Raw genomic sequence first — 13,467 nt, 5'->3', positions numbered from 1 at the left:
CAGGTACTTAACTGCCGGACTGCAGTTTGCGCATGGCTGTTTCCAGCCCTGCGGGGGTGAGCGGGTACATGCGCCCTCCCATCAGCTTTTGAGTCATACGTACGCTTTCTGTGAACTCCCAGTAGCGCTCGTCTACCGGGTTGAGCCAGACGGCAGAAGGATAGCGATCCAGCAGGCGCTGCAGCCAGACCCGCCCGGGTTCTTCGTTCATGTGCTCCACCGAGCCGCCTGGATACTCGATCTCGTAGGGGCTCATGGTGGCATCGCCCACGAAGATCAGTTTGTAATCGGCGGGATAGGTGTGCAGCAGGTCGAAGGTGGCTTGGTGCTCGCTGTGGCGGCGCTTGTTGTCACGCCAGACCGATTCGTAGATGAAGTTGTGGAAGTAAACCTGCTCCAGGTGCTTGAATTCGGCGCGGGCGGCCGAGAAGAGCGTTTCGCATACCTGGATGTGGTCGTCCATGGAGCCGCCTACATCCAGAAACAGCAGTACCTTGACGGCATTGTGCCGCTCGTGGCGGAACTGCAGCTTGAGCCAACCGGCATTGTCGGAGGTGGCGCGCACGGTGGCGTCTATGTCCAGTATATTGGCCTCGGCATCGCGGGCGAACTGGCGCAGGCGACGCAGGGCCACCTTGAAATTGCGGGTGCCCAACTCCTGACTGTCGTCAAAATCCTTGAATTCCCGCTCATCCCATACCTTGACTGCGCGCCGATGGCGTGAGCCATCCTGGCCTATACGTATGCCTTCCGGGTTGTAGCCATAGGCGCCGAAGGGGCTGGTGCCGCCCGTGCCTATCCACTTGTTGCCGCCTTGATGGCGCTCTTTCTGCTCGGCCAGGCGCTGCTTCAGTGTTTCCATCAGCTTGTCCCAACCCATGCCTTTGAGCTGGTTCTTTTCCTCCTCGCTCAGCTGTTTCTCCAGCAATTTGGTGAGCCAGTCTTCCGGAATATCGGTTTCCAGCTTTTCCAGCAGGGTTTCTACCCCCTGGAAGTAGCGGCCGAATACCTGGTCATAGCGGTCGAAATACTTCTCGTCCTTGATCAGGGTGGCGCGGGAGACAAAGTAGAAGTCTTCCAGACTGCCGTTGACCACGCGGGCGTCCAGCGCCTCGAGCAAAGTCAGGAATTCCTTGACCGAGACGGGTAGCTTGGCGTCGCGCAGTTGGTAGAAGAAATCGATCAGCATGAATGTGTGAAGCCAAGTGGTAGCGCGGTATTTTCGCGCCTATGGGGCAGGAGCGCCATCTTTACTGACCTGGGGGTCAGAGCAATTTCAGTTCCGTCACTTTGTTGAGCAACTGGGTGGTGCTGTTGACCTCCAGCTTGCGCATGATGTTTTCGCGGTGCTTGTCGACCGTGCGGGACGATAGCGAGAAGCGTTCGGCGATACGGGTGCTGGAGTGGCCGCTGCAGAGCATCTCCAATACCTGGAACTCGCGTGCCGTCAGCTGGATATCGGCGGCCTGCATTTTCTCGCGCACCAGGGCAGCCAGCACCTGCTCACCCCGGGCGATGCGGCGCAGGGCGGTGAGCAGTTCCTCGGCGGAGCCTTCCTTCAGTAGTACGCCATCGGCACCGGCGTCCACCAGTTGCTTGAACAAGGTGCCTGATTGGGCGGCTGTCAGCATGACTATCCTGAGCGCGGGGTAGCGCTGTTTCAGATAGGCCAGGACTGCACCAGCATCATTGCCGGGCATGTGATAGTCCATCACCAGAAGGTCGGGCTGATGCTGCCTAACCAGCTCGTTGAGTACGCTGGCCTCGCCGGCTTCGGCCACCACCTGAAAATCGGCTGTTTGTGACAGCAGGAGCTTGAGGCCATCGCGGAAAATGACATGGTCGTCCGCTAGAATAAGCCGCATTGCTCAGTCTCCTTGCCGGCCAGGGTTGGCCTTGTTCCCGCTAACGTGATGCTTCATGCCCCGACTCCTCTATTGCTGCCTGCTGATGTTGATGACCTGCCAGGTGGCGCTGGGTGCCACACCCTTGCCCTTGCACCCACTGCCCACTGCCGAGCAATTGCGGCGGCAGACGGTATTCTACGTGGGCGAGGTACCGGCGGCGACGCTGGCGGAAGCCATGTCGCCTGGAGCACGGTTTAGCCCGCTGATCGAGCGCAAGCCCGATCTCAGCCCAGGTGGACGCTGGCTTCGGCTGGCACTGCACAATAACAGCAGCCAGCCGAGGCGATGGTTGCTGAACCTGGGTGTGCCCGACATCCAGCGGTTGGAGGCATATCAGATCAGCCGAGGGCAGACGGAGCAACTGGTCAGCTTGCGGCCTGATAGTCGATTTAGCGATCGCAGTGTGCCCTCGCGCATGCTGGCGGTGCCGGTCAGCCTGGCGGCCGGTGAAGCGGCAACGCTGTATCTGCATTATCGCATCCATGGCGATACTCCCTTGCAACTGGCATTGCAGGAGCCAGCCGAGTTCGCCCAGACTCTGGGCTTGGGCAATCTTTTCAATGGTGTGCTGGTGGGCGTGCTGCTCGCATTGCTGGGGTTTGCATTGCTGCAGTACCGTGCCTTGCGGCGGGAGGCGTATCGCTACTACGCCCTGATGCTGCTGTTTGTGGTGCTGTTCCTGCTACAGATCGAGGGTTACAACTTTGCGTTGCTCTGGCCAGGGGCTGGGCAATGGAATCAGTACGCACCTGCCGTGCTGGTGGTGGCGGTACATCTCACGCATATCCTGTTCACCACCAGCCTGTTCAAGCTCAACCTGAGCTTCCCCACACTGTACCGTGGCTATCAGGCCTATGCAGTGCTGCTGCTCTTGGGGTTGGGCGCCTTCCTGGGGGCAGACCTGGCGTGGCCCCTGCTGCTGGTCTCATTGCTGTTCATGCCCTTGCCGGTCTGGGTGGGCGTGCAGGTATGGCGCAGGCAACTACCGGCAGCGGGGCATTTCCTGGCTGGCGCCATCAGCTTGGCCGTGTTCATGAACGTCCTGTTCAGCTTTGGTGTATCTGGGGTATGGAGTTGGCCGGGGGTAAACGTCTTCGTTTACCCCAAATTGGGCTATCTGCTGGAGGCAGTACTGTTTGCCCTGGCGCTGGGGCAGCAGTTGCATAGCCTGAGCCAAAGGCATGAGGCTGCGCTGCGGCACAGGCTGGAGGAGGCGGAGCAACTGGCCCGTGCCGAGGCCGACAAGCACCTGGCGCTACAGGCTGCCCAGCAACAGCAGCTGCAACTGGCGGCGGCGGGGCATGATCTCTCGCAACCGCTGTCATCGATCCGCTTTGCCTTGGCAGCATTGCGCGCGCAGGCGGGTAATGAGGCTGCTACCCAGCATATCGACAAGGCGCTCGACTACACCGAATCGCTGCTGCAGTCGCTGATGGCAGAATCCAAGGCGGGTTTCGCCAGCCGGCAGCAAGGATTGAACCTGGAAGACCTGCTGGTGCAGGCGCACACCCGCCACCAGCATGCGGCCGAGCGCAAGGGACTGTACCTGCGCTACTTCCCCAGCAGCGCCACCATTGCCGGTTCTGGCCTGGTGCTGACACGCATACTGGATAATCTGGTCGGCAATGCCGTGCGCTACACCGAGCGAGGCGAGATCTTGCTTGGGGTACGACGCCGCCCCCTGGGGCTGGAGATACAGGTGCTCGATACAGGGCCGGGTTTTGATACCAGCTTGCAGAAGCAATTGCTGGCACCGTTTGAGCAGACTGGTACCTTGGCGGCCGAACGCCAGGGGCACGGCTTGGGCCTGCATATCGTGCAGGCCCTGTGTGAGCAGTCGGGATACCAGCTGAGCATACGGTCGGTACGTGGTCGGGGTAGTGTATTTGGCGTGCTAATTCCTTACTGATGCCATCATGGGCAGGGTGTTGCCGCTCATGGGTGTGAAGGCGGTCATGGGCCGGTTGGCGTAGGCCAGGTCGAAATCGTCTACCCGCTTGCCGAAGCAAGCGGGTGTTGGTGGCGCGAAGCCGGCATAGGTGAGCACGGTGCCTATCTGGATGATGCGGGGGCAATCCAACTCAAACCAATCCATCTGTGCCAGCTCGTGTTGCCCCAGTTGATGGATGGCTTGGTACAGGGCCAGGGCTTCGGCGTAGCCGCCGAACACCACGCCACGGCTCAACATCAGCAGGCGCCGGGACCAGCCGCCCAGGACATAGTGCAATTGGCTGGAGTAGGCCTTGCCGGCATCCTGGCGTACCACTTCTTCAAGGCAGATGGCATAGGCATCGATATCCAGGCTGGCGGGCTCCGCCGCATCGATGACCAGCAACTTGCGGTGGCTGTGGCGCAGGCGGGTAATATCATAGACACCCAGTCTGGCCGAGACACTGTGGGTGCAGCTGACCACGGCGTCTACCTGCCCGGCATCTTCTATACGTGAGGTGATTTCCATGCCGGTCTCGGCATGAATGTCGGCCAGCGTGGTGTCGTTGCTGCACCAGGCCACCACGCGGTAACCGGCTTGCAGCAGCCGTCGGGCCATGCAGGCGCCTTGGGGGCCGTAAGGGTCTATCAGCAGAATACGGGCATTGCGCTGGTCCAGTTTGGCATTGCGTAAGGCCCGCTCCACATCCACCCACAGCATCTGCGCTGTGCCGTTGTCGCCGATGGTAAACAGCAGATTGGGGAAGCGCTCTTTCAGTATCGCGCCATCCCGGCCAAACAGACGTTTGGTGGATGCCGCCAGCAAAACTACCTTGGCGCCATTGTATTCTGCCCACTCGCAGGCGGAGATACATTGTGCCCGTGCTAACCGGCGGCCTTCCTTGGTCAGCATCTCGGCTGCCGTGCTGTAGATGCCGCGCACGCGCCCCGCCACGCCGTTCTGGTAGATGCGAGGGCCGTTGGCGTGGCCCAGTACGGGCACACGATGGCCGAAGAACCGTTCACGCTCGGCTTCGTCTCGTAGATGGGTGATGAACACCACGTCGACCAGGGGGCGACCGGTGAGTTTGCGCCACCAGGCGCGGTAATCGCATAAAGCCACCATGACGCGCCAGAGATCGCTCAGCATGATTTCGTCCTCTTGATTGAGTTGAGTGCACGGCACCCATGGCGCCTGCGGTATGGGACGAACTATAGGGAGCGGGCTGCGCGGCTTGAATACGCAAAATTGCGTAATCTGCCCGGCTGAGGGTCGTGGCTGTTGCAGCAGCGATACGGCACTGGTGAGCACTGGCGCGGGCTGCAGTGCCTATTGTCGGCTTTTCGCCCGCCTGCTGATGAAGGGGGAACGGCTGATCAAGCGTTTGCTCTAAAATTGCTGCCGAGCGTAGCAAAGGCGCTTGGTCTGCTGGCCGGCATTGACGGTAGAGCTGCCACCCATCGGCGCGCTTGATGCGACGAGGGCTGGAGGTATCAGCGATACAGCGTGGACTTGATGCAGAGGATTAGCGTCCGGTATTGCCGGGCAAAGCGCTGAAGTGGGGGCTCCGTATTACTCCGGGCCTCCGATGAGGAGACAACAATATGCAAGCTCAATTCGAACCCCATGAAACCCAGGCCGAGTTGGCCCACCTGCGCCAGGTCTACCAAGCCCAGCGCGAGGCCTATGCCGCCATGCCTTATCCGCCAGAAGCGCTGCGGCGGGATCGCCTGAACCGGCTGCGCCATGTGCTGCAGGCGCACGGCGACGAAATCGCCGCTGCCATTTCGGCTGATTTCGGCCACCGCTCGGCCCATGAGACCCGTCTGCTGGAGATATTCCCCAGTCTAGGGGGGGTGGACCATGCCTTGGCCAAGCTAGGGCGCTGGATGAAGCCCCGACGCCGTGGTGTGTCGATTTGGTTCAAGCCGGCCAGCAATCGGGTCGTGCCCCAGCCCTTGGGCGTTGTGGGCATCATCGTACCGTGGAACTACCCCTTGTTCCTGGCCGTAGGCCCACTGACCGCAGCCCTGGCTGCCGGCAACCGCGCCGTGGTCAAGATTTCGGAATTCACACCTCGCCTGGGCGAGACCTTCCGCCGTTTGATAGGCCAGTACTTCGACGAGAACGAGGTGGCTGTCATCAATGGCGGTGCCGAGGTGGCGCAGGTGTTCTCGGGCTATGCCTGGGACCATATGCTGTTTACCGGATCGACCAGCGTGGGCAAGCATGTGATGCGTGCCGCTGCCGACAACCTGACGCCGGTCACGCTGGAACTGGGTGGCAAATCGCCGACCATCGTGCATGAGTCGTTCCCCATCCAGACTGCTGCCGAGCGCGTGATGTATGGCAAATGCCTGAATGCCGGCCAGACCTGCGTGGCGCCGGACTATGTGCTGCTGCCCGAGGGCAAGCAGGAGGCATTCCTGGCTGCGGCGAGAGAGGTGGTGGGCAAGTGGTATCCCGATGCCGGCCGCAATCCCGACTACACCGCCGTGGTGAACGGCCGCCACCTGAACCGCTTGCAGGGCTACCTGAAAGATGCCGCCGAGAAGGGCGCACGGGTGGTGCCGCTGGCCGAGGTGGACCCGGCTACCGGCAAGCTGGCGCCTACCCTGGTTTTCGATACTACCGAACAGATGACGCTGCTGCAGGACGAGATATTCGGCCCCATCCTGCCGGTGCTGACCTACAAGACGCTGGATGAGGCCATAGACTATGTCAACACGCATCCCCGGCCGCTGGCGCTGTATTACTTCGATTACGACAACCAGCGTATCAGCCAGGTGATCAGCAACACCATCTCGGGCGGGGTGGGTGTCAATGAAACCGTGATGCACGTGGGCCAGGACGATTTACCGTTTGGCGGTGTCGGCCCCTCTGGCATGGGCCACTACCACGGCCACGAAGGATTCGAGACCTTCTCCAAGATGAAGCCGATATTTGCGCAGAGCCGTTTCAACGGTGCCTGGCTCTTGCGCCCGCCCTATGGGCCCAGAGTGGAACGCCTGCTGAAGTTCATGCTGCGTTGATGGAGTCGTGCCTGGGCCGGGCGCTGCCTGGCCATGGGTAGAACAAAAAGAGGGAAACATGCTTAGCCGCCGCCAATTGCTGAAAACCGGTGTCGCCGGTGCAGCCCTGCTGGGCCTTGCCCGGCTGGCTTACGGGCCGATCACGCCGGACAGCCTCTATGCCGTACCGGCGAAGGCCAGGTTCAAGGTGCTGGATGCAGAAAGCCGTACGGCACTGGCCGCGATTGCACGGGTCATGCTCAAGGGGGCATTGCCGCGCGATGAGGCCGAATACGAAACCGCGCTCTACCAAGCTGTGCTGGGCTGCGATACCGCCATCGCGGGCTTGCCGATGGGCGTACAGGCCGAGGTCAAGGAGCTGCTGGCCTTGCTGAACAGCCGCGTGACCCGCCGCTGGGTGGTGGGAGTAGGGGCATCGTGGGAGACGGCCAGCGACGAGGACATCGCCCATTTCCTCAACCGTTGGCGCTTTTCTTCGTTCTTGCTGCTACGCAGTGGCTACCAAGCCTTGCATCAGATCGTTTTTGCTGCGTGGTATGGCAACCCGCAGGCCTGGGTGGGCATAGGTTACGACGGCCCCCCGAAATTCATGGAAGGTTACTGGAATGCCTAAAGACGTTATTGCCGAGGGACTGGCATCCGGTAAATGGGATGTGCGCGACGCGGCCACCTTTATGCGCGACCAGACGCTGGAGGCCGACGTGGTAATCGTCGGAACCGGGGCGGGCGGCGGGGTGGCGGCCGAGATATTGAGCCTGGCCGGGCTTAAGGTGGTGATGCTGGAAGAAGGAGAGCTGCGCTATGCCTCCAAGCATTTCAACCTGAAGGAAGCCGAAGCCTACCCCACGCTGTACCAGGAATCTGCCGGGAGGCAGACCAAGGACAAAGGCATCACCATCTTGCAAGGGCGTACTGTGGGTGGCTCTACCACGGTGAACTGGACGTCGAGCTTCCGCACGCCGCCCACCACCCTGGCGTTCTGGCGTGATCATTATGGCCTAGACGACATGACGGTGGAGAACATGGCCGGCTGGTTTGGCAAAGCCGAAAAGCGGCTGAGCGTGATCGACTGGAACGTGGAACCCAACGTCAACAACCAGGTGCTGATGAGCGGAGCCGACCGTGCCGGCATCCATTGGTCCAAGATACGCCGCAATGTGAAGGCTTGCCTCAATCTGGGCTATTGCGGCATGGGCTGCCCGGCCAATGCCAAGCAGAGCATGCTGATTACCACCGTGCCGACAGCGCTGGATCGTGGCGCTACCCTGCTGACCCATCTGCGGGCCGAGCGGGTGCTGCAGGAGGGGGGCAAGGCGGTAGGCGTGGAAGGCATGGCGATGAACCATAGCGGCCTGGAACCGGTTGGCATCAAGGTCACCATCAAGGCCAAGACGGTGCTGCTGGCCGGTGGCGCCATCAATACGCCGGCGCTGATGCTGCGTTCCGATTTGTCTGACCCGTATGGCCTTATCGGCAAGCGTACCTTTCTGCATCCGGTCAATGTCTCGGGTGCCTTGATGCCCTTCAAGGTAGAAGGCTGGCAGGGTGCGCCGCAAAGCATTTATTCCGATCACTTTATCGATGCTTTCCCGCCCGATGGCCCCATGGGCTACAAGCTGGAGGTTCCGCCGCTGCACCCGGTGCTGACCGCCATCACCATGAGTGGCTTTGGTGAAAAGCATCGTCAGCTAATGCAGCATTTCGACCGGCTGCAGGTGGTGCTGGCATTGATGCGCGATGGCTTCCACGAAAACAGCCGTGGCGGTAGCGTGAGCCTGAAGGCCGATGGCACACCGTTGCTGGACTACCCCATCAGCGACTACGTCTGGCGTGGCATGCGGCACTCGTACCTGACTATGGCCGAACTGCAATTTGCCGCTGGCGCAACTCGCGTCATGCCCATACACGAAGATGTGCCGGGCGGCGGGTACTCCAGCTGGGCAGAGGCCAAGGCGGCCATTCAGTCGCTGCCGCTGGAAGTACTGCGAGCCAAGGTGGTATCGGCCCATGTCATGGGTGGGGCCGCCATGGCCAGCAAGGCGGAGCAAGGTGTGGTGGACGGCTATGGGCGCTTCTTCAACCTGGACAACCTCTATGTGATGGATGGCTCGGTGTTCCCGACGTCCATCGGCGCCAACCCGCAGCTCTCCATCTATGGCCTTGCGGCGCGCAATGCCAGCAGCCTGGCCAAGACGCTGACAGGCAAGGACATCGCCTGGCCTGTTTGAGTTCGCTATAGCGCGATGCCCGTGTACAGGGCATCACTCAGGATAAAGCCCGGCCCGCAGTGCGGGGCCGGGCTTTGCCGTAGGGTGGTCAGGCTCAGGCCTTCTTGAGGAAGCAGGCCTTGAGCATGAAGTTGCCTGCATCCATGCGGCAATCCACCTCGTGATCGCCACCGCTGACCAGGCGGATGCTCTTGACCTTGCTACCCTGCTTGAGCGTGATGGAGGAACCCTTGACCTTGAGGTCCTTGATCAGCACCACAGCATCGCCATCCTGCAGCACATTGCCATTGGCGTCCTTGATGACTGCGCCGTCCCCATCGTCTGCCTGGGCCGCTGTCTGCTGGGCCCATTCGTGACCGCAATCGGCACAGACATAGTTGTCACCATCCGGGTAGGTATTCTCCAGGGTGCAGAGCGGACAGGCGGGTAGGTTGGACATGGGGAGACTTTCACAGAAGGTGATATGCAAGCGCGGTATTATAACCGATAGATAGGTAGGTCATGGCGCCGCTACTACCCGCATATGGCCCTGAGTGGCGAGTCTGCCCGTCCGCGCCAGCGTGAAAGCGCTAAGACTTTCAACCGGCTCTAAGGCTTGCATACCCCGAGTACCTTGCGTATCTCGGCCACAAACCGATCAGTGTCACGCTTACCATCCGCATCGCCACGGGGGTGGCTCACCCGTAGCTTGACAAAGTTATTCTTCATGGCGGTCAGATAGGTATACGAAACCATGGTGGTTACATCGGGCATTACCAATTCATATTCTTGCCGCCAGAACTGGGGACCACAGCCTTCATAGGCGGTTAGCTGGGCGCCGTTGGGGTGAAAGTTGACTGCACTTACTTGCTTGTGTGCGACCAATAGCGAGAGCTCTGCGATGACCTGATCGAAATGTTTCCTTACCAGGGGAGAGTCTGTTCCGCTTGGTATGGTGGTGAGGCCGCCGTTGTAGATGTAGATAGAGCCACGTACTGGCCCTGGGCGCTGATAGGCCAGATTGACGCCCAGCGCTGTATTGGGAAATGTCTTGCGCCCTGCAAAGGGCAATCCTGCCACTTCGTCTGGAAATTGCACGCCAATAGCGGCTTCAAAAATCTCGGCAGAAGCGGGTATGGCTACGACGAATAGGGCGACGGCAATAAGAAGATGGCGCATGTTAAATGTTTGGTATTTCTTAAAGTGATTAATCGGCAACTGGCGCATTGTAGTATCTGCATGGCATCCAACGAAAACGAATGAGACGATGGTCTTACACCTAGCCCCACCCACATTGGCCGATGCTGAATCGCTGCTGGACTTCGAGCTGGCCAACCGCGCCTATTTTGAAGGACAGATCAATGCACGCGACCCAGCTTACTATGACCTTGAGCAGGTTCGCCGCGCCATAGAGACTGCGGCGCAGGAGCGCAGCCAGGATCGCGCCTATCAGTATCTGATCCGTGTGGGGGATACCCTGGTTGGCCGGGTTAACCTTACCGGCGTGGCACGTCCCTATTACAACAAGGCCTCGCTAGGCTACCGGATAGGGCAGGATCACGGCGGCCGGGGCTATGCCTCGCAGGCGGTTGCGCTAGTGCTGGAGGAGGCCTTCCATCGGCTGGGGCTGTACCGCATAGAGGCGATTGTGCGGCCGGACAATCTGGGTTCCGTCAAGGTACTGGAACGCAACGGGTTTACCGAGTTCGGGCGGGCGCGCCGCAGCATGCTGCTGAATGGCGTCTGGCATGACTTGCTGCATTTTGAATGCCATGGGCCGGATGGCAGGCTTGCGATCGGGGAGGAGCGCGCTGCCGCAACAGTTTGATGCAGCGCTTGCGGATGAGGTGCAGTAGGCATGACAAAGGCCTGTGTCTTGCGACACAGGCCTTTGTTTATTGCTGGTGGGCCCGCACGGACTTGAACCGTGGACCAAAGGATTATGAGTCCTCTGCTCTAACCAACTGAGCTACAGGCCCGGAAACCGGGTGTCTGGGCGACGTGAGCGGCTGTTGGCCTATGGCCTGGGCGCCCTCGTTGCGAGACGGGCGCGCAGATTAACACAAACTTTCGTGGGTGTGGGAGTGTGTATGCGCTGCCGGGGTGGCATGCCTTATCAGTACAGGTGCTCGGCCAGTACCCGGAAGCTCGACAGCAGTGCCAGTGATTCGTCCAGCCCGCTGCCGTCGCTATGGCGCAGCAGGCATTCGCGCCAGCGTTGGCTCAGGCGGTCGTCTATGTGGCGCTGCCAGGAGAAATCGGGTTCCAGGAAGATGGTTGCGCTGGCCGGCTGATCGCTGGCGCCTACGCCCTGCGGGTGCATGCGGCGCAGACTGGCATGCAGTTGGGGGCAGAGGATAAGGTCGAAGTAGAGGCGCTGGAATACGGCGTCGGAGATGCTGGGGTCGCTGGCCAGTTGCAGGAGTCGCCTCCGGAACACCTCGGGGAAGCCGAGCGGCAGGGGGCCGGGCAGGCGGCGCTGCGGCTGCTGGGGAGCATGGGTAAGAAGTTGGGCGAGGGGCTCGTGGTAGGCGAGGGCGGTAGTCATGCTGGCTGCTCCGGCGTTGAGGCGTATCGGAGACTAAGCAAGTGCGATGCCAGCTACCCTTATGGGGTATGGCGCGGTTCTGGACACAAGGCATGCATCGCTGGTGACAGGCCTAGCTGGCGCCAGGGCAAGCCGAGCCGGCAGGCTCTCCTGTGCCCCCACACCTCGTTGGCGCAAGCGCTATCCGCGTGGGAAAGCCGGCCCCTGCACGGCCAGCATGCCGCTATAGCCAGGCCAACTGCGTTGTTCCAGGCTGTGCCAGGGCAGTTTGTTGATGTCCAGCGTGGCGTGCAGCTGTGCCAGCGAGGCAAATTGCTGGCCTTGCTCGCGCCAGGCGGCAAGCAGGCGTTGCAAGAGCGGCAAACGTTTGCCACCATCGGCATCGGCATTGAGGGTGAACACGTGACCTGCTGGTGTCGGGCTCGCCGTCAGCGCCAGCAACTGGTCTACCGTCGCCAGGTCGTCCATTTCGTTGGCGCCTGTCAGCTCGGCCAAGGTGGGTAGAGTGGTGGGGAGCTGGGGCACCCTGATCGGTTCGCCATCCACTACCGGCAAAAAAGGGCTGCTACCACGGCAGTCGCTGCCGTAATGCAGGCCCAACTGCTGCTGCAACCGCAAGGCATGGCGGCCAGTGCGCCAGCCTGGCAGGGCGATGGCTTGGGCTGGCTGGCCCAGCAGGTGCTCGTAGGCGTGCAAGGCGGCGGTCAGTTCATTGCGTACCCAGGCTTCGTCGGCCGTGGCGATGCGCTTGATCCAGTTGACCCTGTCCCAGCCGCGCAGGCCGGTTTCATAGCCGGCTTGTTGTATGGCCTGTATGGCGCTGGCCACGGCCTTATGCAGTTGCGGCGCGGGTAGCCAGCGACCATAGAGCCTGCTGGCGCCGCGAGGGCCGCCCAGAGCGCGGTTACGGCGTATCTGCTTGCGGGTTTCGCCTACCTGGAACAGTGGGCCATCTGCCTGACCGCTGCGGTCTGGCCCCAGGTTGAAGAAGAAACTGGCATTGGCGTCCAGGCTCTGCAATAGCGTTACCAGCCGGGGGGTGATGTCCCGGGCGGCGGCAAGGCTGTCTACCTCTATCTTTAGCGCGAGCAGCATGGCTGCGTAACTCCCTGTTGCTATGCGGGTGCGCTCGAGCAATCTGGTATTCCCGACTGCATTGGCCGTGGACTACGATTGCTGGCAGCACCCTGTCGTTGTTCTTCGGCGCGGGCCGTATTGTCCGTACTCGCGGCGGCGGCCACAACTAGAATCAATGCAGATTTCGACAAAACAGGAGGCTGCCATGCGCAAGCTCGTGTTGTTCATTGCCTCCAGCCTGGATGGCTATATTGCCCGCCCGGATGGTGGGGTGGATTGGCTGTTTACCGACCAGGACTATGGCTACCAGGCTTTCTATGATTCGGTGGATGGCATTCTGCTGGGCAGGCGTACCTATGACCAGGCGCTGAGCGTTGGCGACTACCCCTACCCAGGCAAGCGTGCCTGGGTGTTTTCCAGCAGGCCTTTGTCGTGGATGGGCGAGGGCGTGGAGGCGGTAAGCGAGCCGGTGGGAGACTACGTGGCGAGGCTCAAGCTGGAGGCGGGCGGCAAGCTATGGCTGGTGGGCGGTGCAGCCTTGATCAAAACCTGCCTGGAACGGGATCTGATCGATGAGTTCATTGTCTCCATCCACCCGTTGATACTGGGTGGAGGCATTCCTTTGTTCCCCAGCACGGAATCGAGCCGGCGGTTGACGCTGACCTCGGTGCAGACCTTTGATACCGGCCTGGTACAGGTGAGCTATGAACGGGCGCGGAAATCGCCTGCCCATATTGGGTAGTGCTGCGGGCAATGCCTTGGCTTG

The 13,467-nt window shown here is 61.0% G+C and carries 13 protein-coding genes and 1 tRNA gene; 6 read left to right on the top strand and 8 right to left on the bottom strand.

Features of this window, described 5'->3' with window-relative positions:
- Positions 1-7: 7 nt before the first annotated feature.
- Together QQK16_RS16565 and QQK16_RS16560 are read right to left on the bottom strand one after the other, a co-directional pair.
- Positions 8-1,189, bottom strand: a complete 1,182-nt coding sequence (locus QQK16_RS16565; RefSeq protein WP_284197582.1) for a vWA domain-containing protein — start codon at positions 1,187-1,189, stop codon at positions 8-10.
- 76 nt (positions 1,190-1,265) lie between these two features.
- Positions 1,266-1,865: a response regulator gene (locus tag QQK16_RS16560; RefSeq protein WP_284197581.1), complete on the bottom strand. Its 600-nt coding sequence runs from the start codon at positions 1,863-1,865 to the stop codon at positions 1,266-1,268.
- 55 nt (positions 1,866-1,920) lie between these two features.
- On the opposite strand from QQK16_RS16560, the gene QQK16_RS16555 reads away from it, so the two are divergent.
- Positions 1,921-3,816: a sensor histidine kinase gene (locus QQK16_RS16555; protein WP_284197580.1), complete on the top strand. Its 1,896-nt coding sequence runs from the start codon at positions 1,921-1,923 to the stop codon at positions 3,814-3,816.
- Here the strand turns inward: QQK16_RS16555 and QQK16_RS16550 are convergent.
- The gene (locus QQK16_RS16550) at positions 3,802-4,986 is read right to left on the bottom strand and encodes a hypothetical protein (RefSeq protein WP_284197579.1); all 1,185 of its coding nucleotides are present in this window, start codon (positions 4,984-4,986) and stop codon (positions 3,802-3,804) included. The genes QQK16_RS16555 and QQK16_RS16550 overlap by 15 nt on opposite strands.
- A gap of 455 nt (positions 4,987-5,441) precedes the next feature.
- Here QQK16_RS16550 and QQK16_RS16545 point away from each other — a divergent pair, with 455 nt between their 5' ends.
- The 3 genes from QQK16_RS16545 to QQK16_RS16535 are packed head-to-tail and all read left to right on the top strand — an operon-like array spanning position 5,442 to position 9,097.
- On the top strand, positions 5,442-6,869 hold the full coding sequence (locus tag QQK16_RS16545) for a coniferyl aldehyde dehydrogenase (RefSeq protein ID WP_284197578.1): 1,428 nt from the start codon (positions 5,442-5,444) through the stop codon (positions 6,867-6,869).
- 58 nt (positions 6,870-6,927) lie between these two features.
- Positions 6,928-7,482 carry a hypothetical protein gene (locus QQK16_RS16540; protein ID WP_284197577.1) on the top strand — a complete coding sequence of 185 codons (555 nt, stop codon included), beginning with the start codon at positions 6,928-6,930 and terminating at the stop codon, positions 7,480-7,482.
- Complete coding sequence (locus tag QQK16_RS16535) at positions 7,475-9,097, top strand: GMC family oxidoreductase (protein ID WP_284197576.1); 1,623 nt, start codon at positions 7,475-7,477, stop codon at positions 9,095-9,097. Before QQK16_RS16540 ends, QQK16_RS16535 begins: the two co-directional genes overlap by 8 nt.
- A gap of 94 nt (positions 9,098-9,191) precedes the next feature.
- Here the strand turns inward: QQK16_RS16535 and QQK16_RS16530 are convergent, their stop codons facing one another.
- A complete protein-coding gene (locus tag QQK16_RS16530) occupies positions 9,192-9,536 on the bottom strand; it encodes a zinc ribbon domain-containing protein YjdM (protein WP_284197575.1) in 345 nt (114 codons plus the stop codon).
- Between the two features lie 149 nt (positions 9,537-9,685).
- On the bottom strand, positions 9,686-10,303 hold the full coding sequence (locus QQK16_RS16525) for a hypothetical protein (protein WP_284197574.1): 618 nt from the start codon (positions 10,301-10,303) through the stop codon (positions 9,686-9,688).
- Positions 10,304-10,343: 40 nt separating this feature from the next.
- Between QQK16_RS16525 and QQK16_RS16520 the strand changes: the two genes are divergently transcribed.
- Positions 10,344-10,904 carry a GNAT family N-acetyltransferase gene (locus QQK16_RS16520; RefSeq protein ID WP_284197573.1) on the top strand — a complete coding sequence of 187 codons (561 nt, stop codon included), beginning with the start codon at positions 10,344-10,346 and terminating at the stop codon, positions 10,902-10,904.
- Between the two features lie 74 nt (positions 10,905-10,978).
- Here the strand turns inward: QQK16_RS16520 and QQK16_RS16515 are convergent.
- From QQK16_RS16515 to QQK16_RS16505, 3 genes are all read right to left on the bottom strand, one after another.
- Positions 10,979-11,055, bottom strand: a tRNA-Ile gene (locus QQK16_RS16515).
- 137 nt (positions 11,056-11,192) lie between these two features.
- A complete protein-coding gene (locus QQK16_RS16510) occupies positions 11,193-11,624 on the bottom strand; it encodes a hypothetical protein (RefSeq protein ID WP_284197572.1) in 432 nt (143 codons plus the stop codon).
- Positions 11,625-11,804: 180 nt separating this feature from the next.
- On the bottom strand, positions 11,805-12,719 hold the full coding sequence (locus QQK16_RS16505; protein WP_284197571.1) for a polysaccharide deacetylase family protein: 915 nt from the start codon (positions 12,717-12,719) through the stop codon (positions 11,805-11,807).
- Between the two features lie 187 nt (positions 12,720-12,906).
- On the opposite strand from QQK16_RS16505, the gene QQK16_RS16500 reads away from it, so the two are divergent.
- Positions 12,907-13,443: a dihydrofolate reductase family protein gene (locus QQK16_RS16500; RefSeq protein WP_284197570.1), complete on the top strand. Its 537-nt coding sequence runs from the start codon at positions 12,907-12,909 to the stop codon at positions 13,441-13,443.
- The last annotated feature ends 24 nt before the right edge of the window (positions 13,444-13,467 follow it).

Source organism: Chitinimonas prasina (assembly GCF_030160395.1).
GTDB lineage: Bacteria > Pseudomonadota > Gammaproteobacteria > Burkholderiales > Chitinimonadaceae > Chitinimonas > Chitinimonas prasina.
This window is presented reverse-complemented; position numbering and strand designations above follow the sequence as displayed.

Excerpts from the sequence above, each read along its gene's own strand:
- QQK16_RS16505 (WP_284197571.1), bottom strand. The coding sequence starts at position 12,719 with ATGCTGCTCGCGCTAAAGATAGAGGTAGACAGCCTTGCCGCCGCCCGG.
- QQK16_RS16550 (WP_284197579.1), bottom strand. The coding sequence starts at position 4,986 with ATGCTGAGCGATCTCTGGCGCGTCATGGTGGCTTTATGCGATTACCGC.
- QQK16_RS16545 (WP_284197578.1), top strand. The coding sequence starts at position 5,442 with ATGCAAGCTCAATTCGAACCCCATGAAACCCAGGCCGAGTTGGCCCAC.
- QQK16_RS16555 (WP_284197580.1), top strand. The coding sequence starts at position 1,921 with ATGCCCCGACTCCTCTATTGCTGCCTGCTGATGTTGATGACCTGCCAG.
- QQK16_RS16500 (WP_284197570.1), top strand. The coding sequence starts at position 12,907 with ATGCGCAAGCTCGTGTTGTTCATTGCCTCCAGCCTGGATGGCTATATT.
- QQK16_RS16560 (WP_284197581.1), bottom strand. The coding sequence starts at position 1,865 with ATGCGGCTTATTCTAGCGGACGACCATGTCATTTTCCGCGATGGCCTC.
- QQK16_RS16535 (WP_284197576.1), top strand. The coding sequence starts at position 7,475 with ATGCCTAAAGACGTTATTGCCGAGGGACTGGCATCCGGTAAATGGGAT.
- QQK16_RS16525 (WP_284197574.1), bottom strand. The coding sequence starts at position 10,303 with ATGCGCCAGTTGCCGATTAATCACTTTAAGAAATACCAAACATTTAAC.
- QQK16_RS16510 (WP_284197572.1), bottom strand. The coding sequence starts at position 11,624 with ATGACTACCGCCCTCGCCTACCACGAGCCCCTCGCCCAACTTCTTACC.
- QQK16_RS16520 (WP_284197573.1), top strand. The coding sequence starts at position 10,344 with ATGGTCTTACACCTAGCCCCACCCACATTGGCCGATGCTGAATCGCTG.
- QQK16_RS16540 (WP_284197577.1), top strand. The coding sequence starts at position 6,928 with ATGCTTAGCCGCCGCCAATTGCTGAAAACCGGTGTCGCCGGTGCAGCC.
- QQK16_RS16530 (WP_284197575.1), bottom strand. The coding sequence starts at position 9,536 with ATGTCCAACCTACCCGCCTGTCCGCTCTGCACCCTGGAGAATACCTAC.
- QQK16_RS16565 (WP_284197582.1), bottom strand. The coding sequence starts at position 1,189 with ATGCTGATCGATTTCTTCTACCAACTGCGCGACGCCAAGCTACCCGTC.